Source organism: Cytobacillus sp. NJ13, assembly GCA_030348385.1.
Taxonomy (GTDB): Bacteria; Bacillota; Bacilli; order Bacillales; family Cytobacillaceae; genus Cytobacillus.
Genome location: JAUCFP010000006.1, coordinates 566,614 through 589,515, shown reverse-complemented (window position 1 = coordinate 589,515; position 22,902 = coordinate 566,614). Strand labels below are relative to the sequence as shown.

General features: G+C 40.3%; 11 protein-coding genes, 1 pseudogene and 1 riboswitch. Of the genes and pseudogenes, 3 read left to right on the top strand and 9 right to left on the bottom strand.

Annotation, left to right across the window (positions count from 1 at the left end):
• Positions 1-17 precede the first annotated feature (17 nt).
• The 7 genes and pseudogenes from QUF73_02835 to QUF73_02805 form a co-directional block, all read right to left on the bottom strand.
• Positions 18-800 (bottom strand): DeoR/GlpR family DNA-binding transcription regulator, encoded by a 783-nt coding sequence (locus QUF73_02835; protein ID MDM5225134.1) that lies wholly within the window; start codon positions 798-800, stop codon positions 18-20.
• A gap of 24 nt (positions 801-824) precedes the next feature.
• Entirely contained in the window at positions 825-1,838 is a 1,014-nt protein-coding gene (locus QUF73_02830; protein MDM5225133.1) for an ABC transporter ATP-binding protein, read from the bottom strand.
• A complete protein-coding gene (locus QUF73_02825) occupies positions 1,835-2,710 on the bottom strand; it encodes an ABC transporter permease subunit (GenBank protein MDM5225132.1) in 876 nt (291 codons plus the stop codon). Before QUF73_02825 ends, QUF73_02830 begins: the two co-directional genes overlap by 4 nt.
• Entirely contained in the window at positions 2,707-3,561 is an 855-nt protein-coding gene (locus QUF73_02820; GenBank protein ID MDM5225131.1) for an ABC transporter permease subunit, read from the bottom strand. The genes QUF73_02825 and QUF73_02820 overlap by 4 nt, the downstream gene beginning before the upstream one ends.
• Positions 3,562-3,654: 93 nt before the next feature.
• Positions 3,655-4,488: an alkaline phosphatase family protein gene (locus QUF73_02815; GenBank protein MDM5225130.1), complete on the bottom strand. Its 834-nt coding sequence runs from the start codon at positions 4,486-4,488 to the stop codon at positions 3,655-3,657.
• Entirely contained in the window at positions 4,478-5,590 is a 1,113-nt protein-coding gene (locus QUF73_02810) for an extracellular solute-binding protein (GenBank protein ID MDM5225129.1), read from the bottom strand. The genes QUF73_02815 and QUF73_02810 overlap by 11 nt, the downstream gene beginning before the upstream one ends.
• Positions 5,591-5,974: 384 nt before the next feature.
• A pseudogene (locus QUF73_02805) lies at positions 5,975-6,103 on the bottom strand (DinB family protein).
• Positions 6,104-6,423: 320 nt separating this feature from the next.
• A riboswitch (purine riboswitch) is annotated at positions 6,424-6,523 on the top strand.
• Between the two features lie 81 nt (positions 6,524-6,604).
• Here QUF73_02805 and guaC point away from each other — a divergent pair.
• Complete coding sequence (guaC, locus tag QUF73_02800; protein ID MDM5225128.1) at positions 6,605-7,588, top strand: GMP reductase; 984 nt, start codon at positions 6,605-6,607, stop codon at positions 7,586-7,588.
• Positions 7,589-7,938: 350 nt separating this feature from the next.
• On the opposite strand, the gene QUF73_02795 is transcribed toward guaC, so the two are convergent.
• Positions 7,939-8,313, bottom strand: coding sequence for a BsuPI-related putative proteinase inhibitor (locus QUF73_02795; GenBank protein ID MDM5225127.1), 375 nt, complete (start codon positions 8,311-8,313; stop codon positions 7,939-7,941).
• A 185-nt stretch (positions 8,314-8,498) separates the two neighbouring features.
• Positions 8,499-12,242: a S8 family serine peptidase gene (locus QUF73_02790; GenBank protein MDM5225126.1), complete on the bottom strand. Its 3,744-nt coding sequence runs from the start codon at positions 12,240-12,242 to the stop codon at positions 8,499-8,501.
• A 1,551-nt stretch (positions 12,243-13,793) separates the two neighbouring features.
• Between QUF73_02790 and QUF73_02785 the strand changes: the two genes are divergently transcribed.
• Complete coding sequence (locus QUF73_02785; GenBank protein MDM5225125.1) at positions 13,794-18,218, top strand: S8 family serine peptidase; 4,425 nt, start codon at positions 13,794-13,796, stop codon at positions 18,216-18,218.
• Positions 18,219-18,348: 130 nt separating this feature from the next.
• A complete protein-coding gene (locus QUF73_02780) occupies positions 18,349-22,662 on the top strand; it encodes a S8 family serine peptidase (protein ID MDM5225124.1) in 4,314 nt (1,437 codons plus the stop codon).
• The last annotated feature ends 240 nt before the right edge of the window (positions 22,663-22,902 follow it).

The window sequence follows — 22,902 nt, the reverse complement described above, 5'->3', positions numbered from 1 at the left end:
TAAAGAGAGGAAAAGGATTATGCTTGAATCCAGTTCATCTTCCCTAATTCTTGATGGTCCTTCCATTCCTCTGGAAATGACTGTTCGCAGACAACGACATCAATTTTTTCAAAAGGACAAACTTTACTAAACGTATCAACGCCAATTTTGGAGGAATCCGTCAGCAATATCACTTGCTTAGATACTTCAACCATTTTGCGTGAAACCAACGTTTCATGTAAATGATAATTACTGACTCCTTTTTTAATAGAAAAACCGCCCGCTGAAATGAAAGCTTTATCGATATTAAATTGATTCAGCATTTGTTCAGTAAGACTTCCGGAAATCGATTGGTGCTTTGGATCAATTTGCCCTCCAAGCAGCAAAACTTGACCTGTGAACATATTTTGATTGAGAGATTCCGTCAATACAGATGATACAGGAAGAGAATTAGTGATAATGGTAATATCCTTTTTCTTTTCAATCTGCTTAGCAAATTCAAGCATGGTTGTTCCCACATCAATGGCAATCACATCTCCGTCAGAAATTAGTTCAACAGCTTTTTTGCCAACCTTCACTTTTGCTTCTTGATTCACAGATGTACGTTGAACAAAAGGGGGTTCCTCAGATTGAAAAACAGCATGAATCGCTCCGCCGTAAACCCTTTTTAATAATCCTTTTTCCTCTAAGATCATCAAATCGCGTCTGATCGTTTCTTCAGAAACCTGAAATTGCTCAACTAATTCCACAACTTTTACTTTTCCAGTTTTCTTAAGTTCTTTTAATATTTCATTTTTCCTTTCTTCAGGCAAAACGGACATAGCTCATCCTCCAAGAAAAATCATTTATAAAATTAGGCATTCTTTCTTTGGTAAAATAATTTGAATCTGTGTTCCTTGGTCAAACATTGCCCCTCGGTGGTGAAGATCGTCTACATGGAAAGAATACTCCTCTGATTCGACTTCATATCTTAATACATTGCCTGTCATAGAGACATCTTTAATGACCCCTTTTAGTCGCCAATTCTCTTGTAAACCCTGGCTCTCTTCACCAATAGGAAGCAGCTTTAACACTTCAGGCCGAAAGGCAACTTCATCCCCTTTTAATTCCGTACTGCGAACGAGTTTGCGAAATGTTTCCATTTTAAAGACATTGTAATTCCCTATGAAATTTGCTACAAATGTGTTGACGGGAGTTGTATAAATTTCCGTTGGAGAACCGGATTGGACAACATTTCCTTTATTCATTACAAAAATTCGATCTGACATCGTCATTGCTTCTTCCTGATCGTGTGTAACAAAAATGGTGGTAATGTTTAATTCCTTTTGAATTCTCTTTAATTCCTTTTGCAAGCTTTTCCTAATTTTAGCATCCAATGCGCTTAACGGTTCATCTAAAAGCAATACTTTTGGCTCCATAACAAGCGCACGAGCCAAAGCAACCCGCTGCTGCTGTCCGCCAGATAATTGATGAGGAAAAGAGGCTTCCTTTCCGGTTAAGTCAACCATCTCAATCATCTTTGCCACTTTTGATTTTAAATTTTTTACCTTTTTCATTTTAAGGCCGTATGCGATATTATCAAAAACATTCATATTTGGGAAAAGAGCATATGACTGAAACACCATCCCAACCTCACGCTGACGCGGAGATAAGTTTGTAATGTCTTTTCCATCAATTAAGATTTTTCCTGCATCAACATCTTCAAGCCCTGCAATTGAACGCAGCAATGTGCTCTTTCCGCATCCGCTTTGCCCAAGCAAAGTAGCAAATTCCCCTTTGTTTAAGGTAATAGAAATATCGTTTAATACCACTTGCTTATCATACTTCTTAATTACTTGATCGATGGTTACATAGCTCATGAGTTTTCACCTTCTAATACAATTTTTTTATCACGGCTTTGTTTTCTTAATAATGAAAGAACGCGGCTCTTTTTTGACTCGGCTGGATTTTTATCGTTTTTAAAAGTAAGTTTTAATACAGTCCCCGTTAAAAGTAAAATCACGGAATAATACGTAATGACAATTGCACTTGTTAAGTGACCGCTACTATTCAGTTTATCTGCAAGATAGATTTGCAGCGTTTCAAATCTGCCTCCAACAAGCAAATTAGCCAAAGCAAATTCACTAAACAATAGTGCGACTGATAATAATGTAGACACTAAAATACCAGAGATAATATTTGGAAACACTACTGTACGGAACGCCTGAAACTTTGTGGCACCGAGTAATTCAGCAGCATCAACAAGCTGTACCGCATTAAGTGTTCGCAGGCTGTTGCGAATACCTTGATACATAAACGGCAGAATGGTTATGAAGTAAGCTCCAATTAATATCCAAGGTGTTCCGGCAATTGGAATTGGGCCATCTGAATATAACTTGATTAATCCTACTGCTCCAACAATGGGAGGTATTCCATATGGAAGCATTGCTGCAGCCTGAAGCAATCGTTCCCATTTACTGAAATATACGGTGATGATAAAGATCGTTGGAAGCATGATAACAATACTAAGACCTACTGACATTACGATTAAAAACAGCGTTCGCTGAAATGCATCAAAAAAGCGTTCATCTTGAAATAATTCAATATACCATTTCATTGTATAACTCTCAGGTAAAATCGTATGATCCCATTTACCTGCGATCGAGAACAAGAATGTTCCTATAAGCGGAATTAATAAATAGATTACCAGAAGTCCAACGAGTGCTTTATGAAAAGACAATAAAGATTTCATCGTAAATCCCTCCTAATGCGGCGCATCATTTGTTCATTGAACCATAACGCACCTATCATCGTCGCTGCTAAAAGAACTCCCATCGCACTGCCCAGCTGCGGCTTTAATGCTACATCACTTGCAACCAGGGACGCGATTTGCAATGACAACAAGTTATAGTTGCTTCCGACCAATGCATAGGCTGTAGCATAAGCTCCCATCGCATTGGCAAACAAAATACTGAACGTACCTACAATACTAGGCAGCAGAACTGGAATTCCGATACGGTGCCAAAATGAAAACTTTGAACCGCCTAATAGGGAAGAAGCTTCTTTCCATTGTTTTTTAATTCCTTGATAAGATGGGTAGATGAGCATAACAGCAAGCGGAATTTGAAAATAGATATAAACAAGAATGAGGCCTGTCCATGAGTATAAATTAAAGTCCGCAAACACATCCAAACCCATTTTAGAAAAAAGCAAAGTAAACAATCCGTTGTTTCCAAGCAAAATAATGTATGAAAATGAAAGGGGGATTCCCTCAAAATTCGAAGTCATATTTGTAATCATCAGCAGCCGGTTTTGTATTTTTTGTGAGAACTTTGTAATTGAATACGCTGCAATAACCGCTATAATCACAGAAATTACAGCAGATATTAAGGAAATAACAAGGCTATTCTGAATGGCCTTCATGTAAAAATCACTTTTAAAAATGGTTAAATATTGATTAATCGTAACTTGAATTCCATCGTCAGCATAAAAGCTATTTTTAATCATTGCTGCTAATGGTCCGATTTCAAAACCAATGACAAACAAAATAAATGGCAGTAAAAGAGCTAATAAGTAAATTTTTTGTTTTTTTATTTTTCGCAAGACTTCTCGCTCCTCTATGTTCTCTATCAATTTGGGAATTGGTTTAACCATGCGTACGTTAAACCAATTCCAGTCAATCTTCATTTTACTTATTTAAATGCTAATTTTTCCTTTAAGACCCGGCAATTGATAGGAAATCATTTTATTGGATGGCTCAATATTTAAAAGTTCACAAACGAGCGGTGCGAAAGCCAATTGTGGAACCACTTCACTATAAACGCCAGGCTCAACTTTTGGACTGATCATAAAGAGTGGTACATCACGCTCACCATCTGTTATGCCTCCATGATTGCCCGTTTCACTCATCCCATGATCAGAAGTTATTAAAATGTGGTAGCCTTCTTTGATCCAAATTGGCAGAAGCTGAGCCAAAATGCTACCCATCTTTAAGATCTGTTCACGATATTCTTTCGATTCCGAACCATAGACTTCTCCTTTTACATCTACACCAAGCGGATGGATATATAAAAAGTGCGGGTCATACTTTCTTCGCAAAGCTTCTGCATCCATGAGCACATGACTGTCTGGATAATCATCATCCCAATAAAATTTTCCGTATTGAATTGGCTTGGATGGATCCTCTTGCTCACGGTCTTCAATAAAATGGAACGGAGCACGATTATAAAGTTCGCTTACCCAGTAATACGATGCCGATCCGTTTCTTAAACCATTCTCTTTCGTCAGATGAAAGAGACTTTTCTCGCCAGATAGCCGAACCGCTTGATTGGACGTAATGCCGTTCACTGATGACGGTGTACCTGTTAACAGCACTTCATACAATGGACGGGAAAGACTGGGAAGCTCCGACTTCACTTTGTAAAGGGATGCCTGATTCGTTTCAACTAAATGCTGAAGAAATCCTAAGGCCTCACATGCTTTATCATATCTCATACCATCCACAACAATGGCGATTACTTTATTTGACATGGACTAACACCTCTTCCTGCCAAACCTGTGGCAATGTTTTTACTGATTCTTCCCAAGCTTTGGAGTCTTCGATAGGTTTTGCCTTTTTGTACTGTTCTTCTGGAACCATTTTTTCAGCTACTTCTTTCGGAAGTTCCACGTCACGAATCGGGCGGGCGAATCCTTTAGCCAAGTTAATTTGTCCTTCATCGCTTAAAATATATTCTCTAGTCGCCATCGCTGCATGAGGATGCTTTGCATATTTGTTAATAATTGTTGCATAACCGCTTACTACTGAACCCTCACTTGGAATGCTTACATCAAATTGATCACGCTTGATTTGTTCAGCGTAACCAAGAGCATTGAAGTCCCATACTAAGGCCACTTCCACTTCTCCTTTTTCGATATTAGCTGGTTTAGCATCTGTTAAGCTTAGACGGCCTTGCTTAGCAAGCTTAGTAAAAAAGTCAATTCCCGGCTGAAGATTTGTTTCATCACCGCCATAAGCCATCGCAGCAGCAAGAACGGCCATTTGGTTCTGTGCACCGCGCTGTACATCTCCAACGGTTACTTTATAATCTCCATTTAAGATGTCATCCCAAGATTTTGGCGGATTTTTTACTAGCTCTTTATTCGTTAAGAATGCAATCGTTCCTTGGTAGCCAACAACCCAATCCCCATTGTCATCTTTTGCCCATTCAGGTAACTCGTCCCAATAGGAAGTTTTATAAGGAAGCGTTAATTCTTTTTGTTCTGCGATTGGTCCAAAGGAAACCCCTACATCACCGATATCAGCAGTTGCATTTTCTTTTTCAGATTCCATTTTGGCGATCTCTTCGGCACTGGATAAATCTGTATCTGTGTGTTTCAATGTATAGTTATCTGTAACTTCTGTCCACGTTTCACCCCAGTTGGCCCATGAATCTGGCATACCAACACTATTAATTTCTCCCTCTTCTGTTGCTTTTGTTTCAATTTCTTGCAAGGTTAATGATTCTGTATCACTTACAGCTGGAGCAGCTTTTTCTTTATTTGCTCCACAAGCAGTTAGTCCTACTACACTTACACCTAACATCATAGCTTGAATAAACTTGTAACCTTTTTTCTTTAATGTGTAATTCATTAAAAGTTCCTCCAATTAATGTGGATTTTTTAATTTTTATTACTGTTTGTTACGGTTTCATCATAATCCGACAATGTTAATTCCACATTAATCAAATATTAAGGTTTTGTAAAACCACTGTTTATTTGTCATTTTCGGTCTTATATGCTTTATCGATCGTAAGCACAAAATGCTGATGGAGTGGGTTCCATCTCCGTTCTTTGATGACTATCAATCTCAAAAAATACCAAAATCAGGTTCCGTTCTCACACTTAGATGACCATAAATCTCTAAAAACACTAAAAAAGGTTCTATTCCTGCTCTTCGATGACCATTAATCAAAAAAAATACCCCTTTATTCCAAATGGAATAAAGGGGTATTTACTTGGTGGCTATTTATATGATCTCTCCAGATGGTTTCCAGATAGCCTGTTCGGCTGTAAGTCCTTCTTTAGCATGTTTAAACGGTGCATATCAACTCTCTTTATCAAATGTTAAATCTAGCACGTTTAAAAGCAAGTCAATTCGTTGCAAAGTAATCTCCTCCCTAAATAGTTAGAGTTTCAAAAATCTCCTAATAACTCTGTTGAGATTCTACATTTTTTAATAAACATCCTGCTTTTTAACTACCCTGCTAATCTTATTCCACAATCCTCCCCGTTATTCAAAGAAGAAATTCGATGCTCTGGAAAAAACAAAAAATGATTAAATATATTGATTTAATTTCCTCCCACCTTTTATAAAAACCAATTTTTTTGATGATAATGTTTAAATCCCTTTTAATTTTCAATGAAAATCCGAATAATAAACGTTTACATTTAATAAAAGTTCGTTTATAATCAAATTTGTGTTTAAATAAATTATTTAAAATCATTCGTATATTCTTAGAATTATGGTCTAAGAGTTTCTACTAGGAGCCTAAAAATCCTAACTACGAATGGGTGAGTTTACTTTACCCATTTATAGTTAGGATTTTTTCACCTTAAGATTTTGACGAACATTACTATTAAAATTATTCTTTTAGGAGTGTATTTCATGGAAAATGTATTTGATTATGAAGATATTCAGTTAATTCCTGCTAAATGTGTGGTTAACAGCCGTTCTGAGTGTGATACCACTGTGACACTGGGAGGTCGTCAATTTAAACTTCCTGTTGTGCCAGCCAATATGCAAACAATCATTGATGAAAAGATAGCCCTTTATCTTGCTGAAAATAATTATTTTTATATTATGCATCGCTTTGAGCCAGAAAAACGGCGGTCATTTGTAGAGGATATACAAGCAAAAGGTTTCTACGCTTCAATTAGTGTTGGAGTGAAAGAAGAAGAATATCAATTCATTGAAGAGCTTGCAAAGGCAGAGCTTACCCCTGAATTCATAACGATCGACATTGCACATGGTCATTCAAATGCTGTCATTAATATGATTCAGCATATAAAAAAATACCTACCCGAGAGCTTTGTCATTGCTGGTAATGTTGGTACTCCTGAAGCTGTGCGAGAACTTGAGAATGCCGGTGCTGATGCGACAAAAGTTGGGATTGGTCCTGGTAAAGTATGTATCACAAAAATTAAAACAGGATTCGGGACTGGAGGCTGGCAGTTGGCAGCACTTCGTTGGTGTGCAAAAGCAGCAAGTAAACCGATTATTGCTGATGGTGGAATACGAACACACGGTGATATAGCCAAATCAATCCGTTTCGGTGCATCGATGGTCATGATTGGCTCCCTTTTTGCCGGACATGAAGAATCACCAGGAGAAACCATCAAAAAAGATGGAAAGTTTGTTAAAGAATATTTTGGCTCTGCTTCTGAATATCAAAAAGGTGAAAAGAAGAACGTAGAAGGTAAGAAAATGTACGTTGAGCATAAAGGTTCCTTACAGGATACGTTAACTGAAATGGAACAAGATCTCCAATCTTCTATTTCATATGCTGGTGGAACCACTTTAGACTCCATTCGTCACGTAGATTATGTTATTGTCAAAAACTCTATTTTTAATGGCGATAAAGTATATTAAAGCCTTCTACTCAATTGTTCATTAGGATTTTCCTCTGGCTGCGTAGATGTCACGGGTTCGAGCCCCCTTTGCTCCATACACGAAAACCCTTGCGCAGCAAGGGTTTTTAGTATTTTATGGTTATGTTATTATTTAATATTTGTCAAAGTGTACATCTTTAGTTAACTAAAGATGTACTTATAAAAACCTGTGTGTTATTCGTATACTCCACATCAACTGCGGAAAGTTCTTTGGTGGCTCTGGCACAAAGATTACATTTACTTGAAAGAGGTAAAAGATTCCTAATAGGATCTGTTATTATACAGCCATTCCAAATAGATTATACCTGTCTAAATGCTGTATATATTTTTTTAAGAGACGGTAAACATATTCTTTGCTATAGGTGTTTTTACACCTTCCTCATTACCAGCTAACGTTACCAACACGATATACTCACCAGGCTCCACACGTTTTCCATCACATTTATAGTCCCAAGTTTCTTCCCATTTACGGGTTTCACCAGGATCAAAATTCACTTGTTCAATTGCTTGTGTAAAAAATCTGCCTTTAGAGTATCGATACACTTCTTTTCCCTCTGGATTAAGCACGTGAATATCGTATTGTTGACCGGTTCTAAAGATAAAAATCTTTTCAAAATCAGTATTATTCAGTAACGCAATGATAAACTTCACACTTTCTGAATTTTCCCAAGCATGAACAGACAATTGAACTCCTTTATTTTCCAAGTTTCCTGACACCTCTTTCCACTTTAATAATGAAACTTAAATTTGCACCTTACATTTTTATTAAAAGTGGTCAAATTTATTATGAGACTCCAACTGAATTCGCAGTATATTATGACTATTTAACACACTAGTAAATATAATAGCATACCCTTCACCAGCTGAGGGGTATGCTATTAATCTCGATATTACCTCAAACCATATGCCTTAATTACTTCCTGAGAAATTTTATTTTCTTGATCATCCCAAGCGGCTGCACGGAGGGAAACATATTTGTTTGAGTTAGGATTGTTAATTTTAGCAGTCCAACGATCATACGCAGTACGCTCAAGTTTTACTTTCTGCCATGACTCTCCTTCATTAAAGGAAACCTCTAATGTAGCACCCTCTAATTTTCCATAGCCCTCCACATCATCAAGTTTTGCAACAGATAGCTCGAGTGCAGTCGATGGTGCTGCATGTGCGTTACCGTTCATATCGGTCTCAACCTTATAATCCAGCGAATAGAATGGGAGGAAAGTTTCGAAAAACTCTTCGCTTTTTTGAGACCAGAATGTCCATTCTGTATGCGTGCTTAACGATGTTTTCCAGCGATTCGGATCACGCTTAACATCACTTACTAACCTGTATTGCGTTTTTTCTTCCGGGAATGGAGTATTTAAGTCCATAGCTTGTCCTTTTCTTTCACTAACAAGGGTATCTCCCTGGTACAATTTAAGTGTTTGATGTTTTTTGGATTCTTCATATACTTCACCGCCTGTAGAGCCATTCCCTGAATCGGCCAAAGCAGGAATATTAAAGTGTAAAGTGTTGTTTTGGCGGCTAGGTGGAAAATAGCCTTCACCCAAACGCGGACGAACTACTGGAGAGAACCATTCTTCCTGAAGTCTTTGTCCTTTCTCATACGTAACTGCAGGCTGGCGAACTTCCCATGGACTGTCTAATACCGCTGCTTTGTGATACCATCTAGTATCTTTTACTGCTGAAACCCACTCTGTTCGAACAGAAGGCAACTGTATTTTTTGTAAATCCCCAACACCCTTTGAATACGGACGCAAATCATAACGGAACTCTCCTCCAGGTGCATCACGGTCTGATTTGTAACGCGTGTCGATCTTAACGAGTTCATCGTTAGATGGAGCATATTTTAAATTCTTTGGAATTTGGTCTTGATGAAGATCCATCAAATCATATACATATGGTGTATTTGTTTCACCTTCAACAAACAGTTTCATGTTGCCAGAACGTGCTGCTGTGATCACTTTATCTCCTTCACCTTTACTGATTCCAACAACTGCAAGAGGGATGTCCGTTCTATCCGGATTTCCTGCAAACGCACTGAATTCCTTATCTTCATTGTTTACGATGATCAACAGCTTTGCACCCGCTGCATGTGCAGCAGCGGCCTGCTCAGAAGGCGTAACTTCGCTGTTGCGTTCTACAACAACCGCTTTTCCTTTTGCTTTTAGACGCTCATAATCTGCTGAAGTCCCTTTTCCTGCATAAACCGTTAATAAGTTATATTTTCCATCGAGCATTGTGCTTCCTGCAAATGGTACGTCATCCAATTCTTTTCCTTTAAAGTTAATCTCAAGCAATGGTTTCGTTAAACGCCAGCGAGTCAAATATTCGAAGTCTCCTGTTTTAACTTCCTTTGTTGGGACAGCATACATTTTATCGATCCATGGAAGCATGGTATTAGAATGAGTCAATGGTTTGCCGCCAAGGGAACGGTAGTATTGCATGCGCTGATAGCTTGGTTCTGTATTATTCTGTACTTCTGCTGAAATTTCTTTTGCTTCTCGAGCATCAAGTTCCACGGTTTGAGGACCGTCCAGCTTGATTTCAGGATCACCGACTAATGCTATACCACTATGATCTGTTTCAGTATCCACTGACATATAAGACATGGCTGAATACGTGCCGGGGGGTAATCGTAATTCTGTTGATCCGTTTACAGCAATGAATTCAGGTTTTTCCAGGTCTTTGTTAACAAGCGCGACAGCCGTAAGGGCAGGATTTCCATTACGGTCCGTAGCGTTAAACGTTAGCGGATATTTTTCTTCTTCTTTCACCATGCCCATTGAAGTATGAGCCACTTGCTTGCCTTCAGAATCAGTTGCTGTTAGATGTCCTTCATAACGCGTGCCTAAGTCTCCAAGTTGTGGATTCAATGTAACGGTTACGTCTTTAGCCCCGTTAGCCGGAATGGTAATTTGACTCTCAGAAACCGTTAGCATACCATTTGGTGCGGAATTACCTTTTGAATTCTTAAAATCTGCATGAAGATCTAAGGTTACAGCTGAGTCGCTGTCGTTTGTGTAAGTAACTGTTTTTTGTACAGATTGCGCATTATCATTTGGCCATTTGAAGAACCCAAACGATATTGAACCAGTTGCTCTCACTGTACTAAATGCCGCTGCTGGTACATCTAATCGACCTGATCCAATATGATAAGGCGAATAATTTAATTTCTTGGATGTACTCATCAACGCTTCTTTTAGCTGTGTACCATTCCAATTAGGATTCTTCTGCAGAAGAATCGCGGCTGCTCCTGCTACATGAGGGGTTGCCATGGATGTACCACTCAGACTCTTGTAAGATCCGCTTCCTGATGTTAGTCCAGATCGGGCTGCAACAATCCCAACACCTGGTGCAGACAGGTCAGGTTTCAATCCCATATCTCCATATCGAGGTCCTTTTGATGTAAAAGAAGCAATCCTGTCAGTCTTATCCACAGCACCGATCGTTAAAGCAGCATCAGCAGTTCCTGGTGTACCGACGGCTCCTTCATAACCTGCGTTTCCGGCAGCAATAACAAATAGGGCACCTGTTTCTTCACTTAGTCTATTTACGGCTTGAGCCATCGGGTCTGTTCCGTCACTTGGCCCGCCTCCCAAACTCATGCTTACAATCTTGGCGTTGTCTGCAGCCCATTCCATACCGTCTATGATCCAAGACTCCATACCACTTCCTTTGTTGTTTAACACTTTACCTACGAGCAATCGGGCCTCAGGAGCAACTCCTTTATTCTTGCCCTCAGAAGCAGCCCCTGTTCCCAGCACTGTTGAAGCGACATGAGTACCGTGACCATTACCATCATCAACTGTTTCTTCCGGTACGAAACTTTTCGCCTCGTCTATTTGATCCGCAAGATCAGGATGATTTGGGTCGATTCCTGTGTCAAGTACCGCTACCTTAACGCCCTTACCTGTGTAACCTGACTCCCAAACGGCTGGCGCACCAATCTGAGGTACACTTTGATCTAATGTGGCTTCCACTCGGCCATCCAGCCAGATCTTTTCAATGCCCTTGTCGAACAAAGCATTGTTTGATTTGGCTTTTGCTGTTGCTGCAGCCTCAGGTGTGACATCTTTCCAGAATGTATCCGCTTCCATTTTGGAAGCAGAGAGGGCAGCAGCGTTAATACTCTCTAATACTCGAACCGTTTTTGCGCCTTTTGGCTCAGCTTTTGGTCGATCAGCTTTACCTTTTGATTCCGTGTACTCCACGATTATGGGTAGAGAAGAAAGACTTTTGTCATCATAGCCATTTTTAATCAATTCCGTTATATTAAACAAATCCATATCCAACTTATCAGCTGCTAAGTATGGGATAGCTGAATTTGGAATAACATACGTCTCTTCACCAATATCCAGTATTTGAGCACCTGCACCATTTTGGTCAACATGCTCTACGTTAATAACACTCTTGCCGCCTTCAAGCTTTTTAATGGTAACGACATCACCTGTGATAAGCGTGATTTTTTGTTCATCAGCACCATCAATACTGTTTACATTGGCCGAATGCTCAGGTGGTGTCTTTTCATTTGTTGTTTTATCGATTGCATTTACACTATGAAAGGTAGATGCAAGCAAAACCGTAGATAAAGAGGTTGCTATAATCTTTTTCATTTTCATATTTTTCACCATACTTCCTCCAGAAAAACCAATTAATAGAATAAGAGCATCTAATGAGATAATGTCTTGATGCAGGGATTCACTGTTTATCGCTACACTTCGATGCGTTTTATACTCTCTTGTGATGTTTAAATCTTCTGCTTTGTATGTGGCCACATTTTTCTATGATTTCAATGATTGCACAAACTGTTTACATACCCACAGCCTTCCTGTAAGGATCTTCCTTATTATTTCTGCTCCTCATTCCATCCCCTCCCAATCGATAATTTTAACGAATAACAAATTAAAATAGTAAATTGCCATTCTCTTTTTCATTATCGTATATTCATATTTTTCTGAAAATAAAACATAGGATGTAACTTTTATAGCTATTGGTTCTATACCAACATAAAACCAAAGATCTATTCTAGACCTTTTTATTTGAGTAAGTGCTTACAATATGAAACACCAAGCTTGAAAAAAAAATGGTCAGGCATAACTAATAGTTAATGCCCGACCGTTTCTATCGATTTATTTATATACCTCTTTCAAATAAATGCACTCTTTGCACCTGAACCCGTTTTACTGGCCAACTAAACTCAAGAGCTAACAAGAGAAATAATTTTACAGAAAGAACGACCACATTTAAAATTTAGATGCGTTTTAAAGTTATGTATTTTAGGTAGAATGATATGCAAAATGAATGTAAAAAGTTTTGTTATTTATTTGTGAAGTTTAGTTAAAAAGCTATCCACTTTCCCCCATTTTCCAGTGATTTGGTTAGCTTATTTTTTTGCATATTTTGACAACCTCTTTTATTTAATTCCAGTATCAGATTACTATTTAACTGCAAAAATTTAATCTGGTTAATATATATGAAATATTCCCAAAAATAATACTTAATTCCTTATTAATCTCCATATTACCCCAATTACACAAGAATATATTCCTATGTAATCTTAATATCCTTATTATTTGTTTATTTTTTTACTTTTTAATAATAAAATGTCTATTTTTGTAATTATTTGTATTATTATCGAAAAAATTGACGGCAAAAAAAGCCCATTTTCCCCCAATACACAAGTTTTATTATTTCGATTATTATTTATTTGTATCTAAGATTTGGGCAAAATCCCACTTCTTGGATATTACTTTTTTAAGGATTAATTAATCTAGTAAAATGCTCAACAAAGGGGGGACTATCAAGTTGAGAAAAGAATTATAGGGGTTTCATGGGATGAAAAAAAGTTCTAAGAAAACAATTGCTTTACGCAGAGAAGCCTTTATGGAAATGCATCCACTGAGCATATGGGAATTATTGAGGAGAATTCTAAAAACACCATAGGTTTACATAAGCTCGAGATGAAAAGGAATACGTGGATGGTTAAATCAGGCAAATGGATCTTCAAAACAGGGCAGCCAAATGGAATTTATACCATAACACTTTGGTGTTGATGAGTTCGGATTTAAAGTTACGACAGCACGAACCACAATTAATGCAGTTAATAATCAATAAAAATTCGAATTTAGAGTTCCAAATATTAACGCCAGTCTTAATGCCATCAAATTTCAGGGGGAATCAAATTGATAAAAAGGAAAAGACATGGCTATGGCCACGTCGCATTTAGTTTTTTTTTATGTGCATTATTGCTGCTCTCTACTTTTTCACCGCAATTCGCTTTGGCTAATTCCAACTCCAAAGCAAGTATTACTCTTCATGAAACTTCTAAGGCAGCATCTAAAAATGCGAAAACACATGAAAGTTCAGAAGCAGCATCTAAAAATGTTGATACAAAGGTAGATAAAGAACTGAAGGAACAGTTTAATAAGGATAAAACCGTAACATTTTTATTAAAATTTAAAGATCAAGTTGATACAAACAAAGTTGCCATTGAAACAGCTAAAAAAGCTAAAGCTCAAAAACAAACTGCTGCCAAAACCGAATTAATGAAACGTTCGGCTGTCGTCTCCACTCTTCGAGCTAAGGCCAATGAAACTCAATACTCAATCAAAACCTATTTGAATCAAGAGAAAAAGAAAGGAAATGTCAAAGAGTTTCAATCCTTCTATATCGTCAACGGCATGGCGGTAACAGGAACTAAACAAGTGATGGATAAACTTGCAGCCTTTCCTGAAGTCGAAAAAATTATGCCTAACGAAACGGTACAGATGATCCCGAATGAAAGCAGTAATAAATCCACTCAGCCAACAGCTGATGCTAAAGCAAAAACTCAAACTGACACCCAAGCGGACACTCAGGAAGACACTCAAACAGACACCACTTCAGTCCCATGGAATATTGCAAAAATTGACGTACCACAAGTCTGGAAGATGGGCTTTGATGGTACGGGAACTGTAGTCGCTAGTATCGATACAGGAGTCCAGTGGGATCACCCTGCTTTAAAAGAAAAGTATCGGGGTTACAACCCAGCCAATCCAGATCAGCCTGACCATACCTTCAGCTGGTTTGATGCTGTTAATGGGAAGCCGACTCCATATGATGACTCTAAACAAGGTACCCGCGGCACAGGAATCATGGTAGGTTCTGAACCTAATGGTTCAAATCAAATTGGGGTTGCTCCAGGTGCAAAATGGATCGCCGTGAAAGCCACTAAAGGCTATGGTGGTAGCGGAACCCAAGTCGATCTACTGGAAGCCGGAGAATGGATTCTAGCTCCAAAAGATGCTGAGGGCAACCCACATCCAGAAAAAGCACCTGATGTAGTGAACAACTCATGGGGTACAGTTCAAGAAGGAGTCGATGAATGGTTCCGTCCAATGGTGCAAAACTGGCGTGCAGCTGAGATTTTCCCTGTGTTCGCTGCTGGAAATTCAAGCTATAAAGAAGGGTTAATCTGGACTCCAGCCAACTATCCGGAATCGTTTGCTGTTGGGTATACAGATAGTAATAATCTGCGGGGGTTTCACTCCTCACGCGGTCCTTCGGCATATGGAGTAATGAAGCCAGACATTTCCGCTCCAGGTGAGAACATTCGCTCTTCCGACCTAGGTGGCAGCTATTCGACTTTATCTTTGACTATGTGGGGTGCACCACACATTTCTGGAGTCGTTGCCTTGATGAGGCAGGTGAATCCATCTCTTACTGTTGATGAAATTGAAAAAATTTTAAAAGATTCAGCAACACCATTAACTGATTCCACCTATCCAACTTCACCAAACAATGGGTATGGTCATGGACTAGTAAACGCCTATATGGCTGTATCATCCATAGCCAGCGGACTTGGCCGCGTTCAGGGACAAGTGGGTCAGGAAGGTCAGGATACTGAGAATCCAACTTATCAGCATACCGCTCCAACTGAAAACTTTGCAAATATGACATTACCTCTTACTGTTCAAGTACAAGACAATGTCAGTGTTATAAGAGTAGAGCTACAATACCGTGCAAGCGAAACTGCCGAATGGCAAACAGCAGCAGCAACTCGTACCGCAGGTAACTATAAGAGCGGAACGTACCAAGCCGTGATTCCGGCTGATGCCATACAGGTTCCAACCCTTACCTATCGTTGGCACATCACGGACTATGGACAAAACGCGGTTACTTCTGACGATTACAAAGTACCAGTCAAAGCGGGTATTAGCACTGGTTATTATCAAGATTTTGAATCTATACCGAACGGCTGGACTTCTTATGGTACGAAAAACACTTGGCAATGGGGAGTACCTGCCTACGACAATGGACCAGCAACGGCCGCTTCCGGTGAAAAAGTGTACGGAACCAAGTTAAGTGGTCCATATGACGCTAAAGCCAATATGAGCTTGATGATGCCTCGAATCATCGTGCCTGAAGGTAATACTTATCTGCAGTATAAAGACTGGCATCAAATTGAAAGCGGTTACGATAATGGTTATGTGCTTGTGTCAACAGACAAACAAAACTGGCAACAGTTGTCCAGCATCACTGGTAACTCTCTTGAATGGACTCAACGCCAAATCGATCTAACCGCATATGCTGGTCAAGAAATCTATATCGCCTTTAACCTCACCACAGACGAATTGGGCCAAAGAGCAGGCTGGTATATCGATGATGTCGCCTTAAGCAATACAGCACTTACTTCAGCCAATGCAGAACTAGAAGATGCAAGACAACTGGAAAACGCGGATACCATCAAAACAATAAAAACACAAAACGTGATGGCACCTACCGCCGCGATCACACCGGCAGCAGTCCAACCCATGACCCTGCCGCTTGAGGCTACAGTGAGCGTGCTCGAATCAGGACGTTCTGCTATCACCAACCCAGTTGATGGCAGCTTTACCATGAGACATCCTGCTGGTGAGTTCACCTTACGTGCAGAGTCATATGGATATGTCTCTTCCGATAAACGAGTGAAGATTCCTAAAGATGGTACGTTAGATACCAACTTTACCTTAAAACCGGCATCGAAAGGAACAGTTAACGGAACGGTCACAAATAAGCAAACAGGTCAGCCGCTAGCTAACGCAACACTCTCTCTGATCGAAGACGCGGTCATTCAACCTGTACAAACAGATGAAAACGGACATTTCACTATCACTGCCTATGAAGGAACCTATACATTACATGTGTCCGCGCCTTTCTTTTTCGCCCAAGATATCACCATCTCCATCCCAGCAAACGGGCAGAGTGAACAAAATGTTGGGTTACCACCATTTGTAGGCTATTCAAGTGAGATAGGCTATGATGATGGGACAGCGGAAAATGCTAAAGTTTGGAATGCTCCTGGAAATGCTTGGGCTGTAAAAATTTCTCTGCCTGAGGGCAAAAAAAGCGCCTTAGTCACTGCAGGTCTCGTCCGCTTCTGGGATAAAGGATGGCCGTCTCCAGGTGGAACAGACTTTAAGCTTGCCATCTATGATAATAGTGGAAATCAAGGTGCTCCTGGCAAAAAAATAGCGGGTCCATTTGATTCGACTGCACTAACGAATGGGCAATGGTCGGCTGTCGATTTGTCAAATGAAAGCATCTTCGTAAACGACGACTTCTATTTTGTCTATCTTCAAGAAGGCCTTTACCCGCATGCTCCAGGACTTGCTATTGATACAAACAGTAAAAGCGCGGGTCGGAGCTGGGAAATGTTAGGTGGAGTTTGGATACCGTTCGCTCCAGCTCAGGGAAATATTATGATTCGGGCACAGGTACAATATGAAGCGATGACTCCAGTGATTACAACACCAAAAGATGCAGCCATTACCAATCAATCTACTTTCACAGTAGAAGGGCAAGCTTCACCTGCTACCCAAGTTCATCTTTTCAATAAAGGGAAAGAAGAGGCTACCACAACAGCTAGAGAGGATGGCACTTTCTCTGTAGATGTGCCCCTTCAAAAAGGTGAAAACGTGCTGACAGCTATCTCTTCATCTAATCAAGGTAGTACGGATCCGTCCGAGCCAGTGAAGATCACCCTTGACCAGGCAAAACCAGAACTAACCATCACCAAACCTGCTGATGGTTTCAAAACAAATCAGACGGCAGTTACGATTGAAGGAAAAGTGACCGACCTGCATCTATCCGAAGTCACTATAAATGGTCAAAAAGTGAATGTCACAGAAGATGGCTCTTACTCCCTGCGCCTGCTACTCAAAAATGGAAAAAATGAATTTACGGTCACTGCAAAGGACCGTGCTGGAAACGAAACTAGCAAAAGAGTCACTATTTACGCCAAGTTTACTCCACCTGCAATCACAAATTTAAAACCAGCTCAAGATGTGGTGATAAATAAGGGTAATAAGTTGACTGTCGAACTAGACAGTGAGCCAGGAATTAGCGGCTCTTTCATTGTTCGCTTACCTTCAACCTATGCAGCCGCAGCCACAACAACAACAGCAACCGCCACTTCTGTTGAAATACCATTAACAGAGCAAGGAAACGGTCACTATGTTGGTACCTGGACGGCTCCAAAAGACAAGATTAAAGGTGCTGTAATCGAAGTGGTTATGAGAGACGATTACGGAAATGAATCTCGTCAAACAGCTGCTGGTAAACTGTATGTCAACGTAAAACCTAGATAAATCATAGATTGATAGATTCAATTAAAGAAAGTTGGTGGCCATCTACAACAGTTGGTGGCCATCTACAACAATTAAAAATACTGCTCCCTTACGCAAGTCTTAATGCAAGCAGATTTAAGGAGGATTCAAATTGATAAAAAGGAAAAAACAAGGCCACGTCAAATTTAGTTTTATTTTATGTGCATTATTGTTGATCTCTACTTTTTTACCAAATTTCGCTTTGGCTGAACCCAACTCCAAAGAAAGTATTTCTCTTCAGGAAAGTTCTGATGGAGAATCTAAGAGTGTGGAAACAAAGATAGCCAAAAAACTGAACGATCAGTTTAATAAGAATAAAACCGTTACATTTTTATTAGAATTTAAAGATCAAGTGGATACAAAGCAAGTTGCAATCGAAACAGCTAAAAAAGCTAAAGCTCAAAAACAAACAGCAGCAAAAACCGAATTGATGAAACGCTCAGCTATCGTCTCCACTCTCCGAGCTAAAGCCAATGAAACTCAATACTCGGTCAAAACTTATCTGGAACAAGAAAAAAAGAAAGGAAATGTTAAAGAGTTTGAATCTTTCTATGTCGTAAACGGCATGGCGGTAACAGGAACCAAACAAGTGATGGAAAAACTTGCTACCTTCCCTGAAGTCGAAGAAATTCTACCTAACGAAAAGGTACAGTTGATCCCAACTGAAAGCAGTAACAAATCCACTCAATCACTAGCTGATCCTCTCGATTCAATCGAATGGAATATGGCAAAAATCGAGGCACCACCAGTTTGGAAGATGGGCATTGATGGTACAGGAATTGTAGTTGCTAGTATTGATTCAGGAGTCCAGTGGAATCACCCAGCTTTAAAAACAAAGTATCGGGGTTACGACCCAGCCAATCCAGATCAACCTGATAACACTTACAACTGGTTTGACGCTATTAGTGGGAAAGCTGCACCTTATGATGATAATGGTCACGGAACTCACACCGTAGGTACGATGGTGGGTTCTGAGCCAAATGGCACGAACCAAATCGGTGTCGCTCCAGGTGCAAAATGGATTGCTGTAAAAGCCTTTTCCTCGGCGGGTGCAACCACTGATGATCTACTGGCAGCTGGAGAATGGGTTCTAGCTCCAAAGGATGCCCAGGGCAATCCGCATCCAGAAAAAGCACCAGACATAGTGAACAACTCTTGGGGTTCCGGCCCTTTTATCGATGATTTTTACCGACAAATGGTGCAAAACTGGCGTGCAGCTGAAATTTTCCCTGCATTCTCTGCTGGAAATTCCGGTCCTGCTGATGGAACCGTCGGCTTGCCAGGCAATTATCCGGAATCGTTTGCTACTGGCGCAACAGATATGAAAAATGAGATTGCTGGTTTCTCCTCACGTGGTCCTTCGGCATATGGAGTAATGAAGCCAGATATCTCTGCTCCAGGTGTGGGCATTCGCTCTTCTTTACCAGGCAGCAGCTATGGACTCTTGAGCGGAACTTCGATGGCTTCACCAGCCCTTGCTGGAGTCGTTGCTTTGATAAAGCAGGCGAATAAATCTCTTTCCGTTGATGCTATTGAACAAATATTAACTGAAACGGCAATCCCATTAACTGACTCTAGATATCCAACTTCGCCAAACAATGGTTATGGTCATGGTCTAGTTAACGCCTATAACGCTGTCTCCTCCATTTTAACCGGAATAGGCGGAGTTCAAGGACAAGTGGATCATGAAGGTCAAGATACTGAAAATCCAACTTATGAGCATACCGCTCCAAAAGAAACCTATACGAATATGGTATTACCTCTAACTGTTCAAGCACAAGACAATGTCAGCGTAAACAGTGTAGAGCTGCAATACCGTGCAAGCGAAACTGCCGATTGGCAAACAGTAATGGCAAGCCGTACCACAGGTAACTATAAAGGCGGAACGTACCAAGCTGTCATTCCGGCTGAAGCAGTACAGAACTCAACCCTCACCTATCGTTGGCGCATCACAGATTATGGTGCACACGAGGTTACATCTGATAATTACAACGTACCTGTCAAAGCTGGAATCAGCACCGGATATTTTCAAGATTTTGAATCTGCACCGAACAGCTGGATTTCTTATGGTACCCAAAACTCTTGGGAATGGGGAGTAACTACCGCTGGGCCATTAAAGGCCGCTTCTGGTGAAAAAGTGTACGGAACCAAGTTAAATGGTAATGTTGATTTCAATGCCAATATGAACTTGATGATGCCTCCAATCATCTTGCCTGAAGGTAACAGCTATCTTCAGTTTAAAGACTGGTATCAACTTGAAGGCAAAGAAGGCAAAGACTTTGGTAATGTGTTTGTGTCGACAGACAAACAAAACTGGCAGCAGCTGTCCAGCTTTACTGGTAACTCTTCGACATGGACCCAACACCAAATCGATTTATCCGCATATGCTGGTAAACTAATTTATATCACCTTTAACGTCACCACAGACGAGAAATTCAGGACAACAGGGTGGTATATCGATGATGTCGCTTTAAGTAATACAGCACTTACCACAGCAAATATAGATCTAGAAGATGTGCAATTGGAAAACTCGGAAGCAATCAAACCAACAGAAATCCAAGACGTGATGGCACCAACCGCCACGGTAACGGTATCGCCAACAGCAGACAAACCTATGTCCCTGCCACTTGGAGGTACAGTGAGCGTGCTTGAAACAGGACGTTCTGTGGCCACCAACCCAGCTGATGGCAGCTATGTTATGTCGACTCATCCTGCTGGTGAGTTCACCTTACGTGCGGAGTCATATGGATACTACTCTTCAGATCAACGAGTGAAGATTGCTCCCGATGGTGAAGCAGAAGCCAATTTTACCTTAAAACCGCTTCCGCAAGGAACGATTAACGGAACGATCACGAACAAGCAAACAGGTCAGCCGATAGCTAACGCAACACTCTCTCTGATCGAAGACGCGATTGTTCAACCTGTACAAACAGATGAAAACGGACGCTTCTCTATCACTGCCTATGAAGGGGACTATACCTTGCATGTGTCCGCGCCTTTCTATCTGAACCAGGATATCAGGATTACTGTCCCTGCAAACGGAAATATCGAACAAAATGTCTCGTTACAACCATTTGTCGGCTATCCTAGTGAGATAGGCTATGATGATGGGACAGCAGAAGCCCATCGCACATGGGATACCGCTAATAGTGGTTATGCTGTAAAAATGTTTCTACCTGAAGGCAAAACTAGCGCCTTAGTCACTGCTGGTCTCTTCCGTTTCGCGGATCCATCTACCACAGGTATAAAACCAGGTGGAACAGACTTTCAGGTTGCCATTTATGATAATAGTGGACCTGGCGTGAATGGTTCTCCTGGTAAAATAGTGGCGGGGCCATTTGATGCAACTGCTGTGCAAAATGGGGAATGGACGGTTGTCGATCTGTCAGACAAAGGAATCGTGGTTAAAGACAGATTCTATATGGTCTATATCCAAAAAAACGTCAGCCCGAATACACCAGCAATTTCATCTGATACAAGCAGTACACCTGCGAGACACAGTTGGGTAATGTATGATGGAGCTTTTGGACCAGCCCCTTACGAGAATATTATGATTCGGGCACAGGTAAAATATGAATCGATGACTCCAGTGATTACAACGCCTAAGGATGCAGCCATTACCAATCAATCTACTATCACAGTAGAAGGGCAAGCTTCACCTACTAACCAAGTTCATCTTTTCAATAAAGGCGAAGAAGTGGCTGCCACAACAGCTAGAGAAGATGGCACTTTCTCTGTAGATGTTAACCTGCAAAATGGTGAAAACGTACTGACAGCTACCTCTTCATCTGATCGAGGCAGTACGAAACCGTCCGATCCAGTGAAGATCACCCTTGACCAAGCAAAACCAGAACTAACCATTACCAAACCTGCTGATGGTTTTAAGACGAATCAACAAGCAGTTAAAATCGAAGGAAAAGCGACCGACCAGCATTTATCCGAAGTCACAATTAATGGTCAAAAAGCAAATGTCACAGAGGATGGCTCCTACTCACTAGATGCCCTGCTCAATAATGGAGAAAATAAATTCATTGTCACTGCAAAGGACCGTGCAGGTAACGAAACTAACAAGGAAGTCACTGTTTACGCCAAGTTTAATACACCTGCGATCGAAAACTTAAAGCCAAGTCAAAATGTGGTGATAAAAACGGGTGGTAAGTTGACCGTCGAACTAGACAGTGAGCCAGGAATGAGTGGTTTCTTCTCGTTCAGCGTGCCTTCAGCCAATGCAACCGCAGCTGCAGCCGCCTCTTCTTTTGAAATACCATTAAAAGAGCAAGGAAACGGTCACTATGTTGGTACCTGGACGGCTCCAAAAGACAAGATTAACGGTGCTGTAATCGAAGTAGTTATGAGAGACGAATACGGAAATGAATCTCGTAAAACAGCTGCTGGTAAACTGTATGTCAACGTAAAACCTAGGTAAATCATAGATTGAATGAAGACAATAGAATCACCTTTCACATACCCTTTTGGTGAAATTAGTACTCTAAAATGAATACAGCCGGTAATTGGTTGATGGGTTTTGCCAATATGCTGCGAGATGCTGAATATGTGCTGTCACAATAATAGTTCATTTTTGAAAAGATAGAGGAAACCGATCCTAGCATGGTTCGAGTTATAAAGAAAACAGACGATCATTGTATGGTCGTCTGTTTGTCTATTA

Bases quoted from the DNA above. Each gene is read 5' to 3' on its own strand.
- QUF73_02835 (MDM5225134.1), bottom strand. From the start codon at position 800: ATGTCCGTTTTGCCTGAAGAAAGGAAAAATGAAATATTAAAAGAACTT.
- QUF73_02830 (MDM5225133.1), bottom strand. From the start codon at position 1,838: ATGAGCTATGTAACCATCGATCAAGTAATTAAGAAGTATGATAAGCAA.
- QUF73_02825 (MDM5225132.1), bottom strand. From the start codon at position 2,710: ATGAAATCTTTATTGTCTTTTCATAAAGCACTCGTTGGACTTCTGGTA.
- QUF73_02815 (MDM5225130.1), bottom strand. From the start codon at position 4,488: ATGTCAAATAAAGTAATCGCCATTGTTGTGGATGGTATGAGATATGAT.
- QUF73_02810 (MDM5225129.1), bottom strand. From the start codon at position 5,590: ATGAATTACACATTAAAGAAAAAAGGTTACAAGTTTATTCAAGCTATG.
- guaC (MDM5225128.1), top strand. From the start codon at position 6,605: ATGGAAAATGTATTTGATTATGAAGATATTCAGTTAATTCCTGCTAAA.
- QUF73_02790 (MDM5225126.1), bottom strand. From the start codon at position 12,242: ATGGTGAAAAATATGAAAATGAAAAAGATTATAGCAACCTCTTTATCT.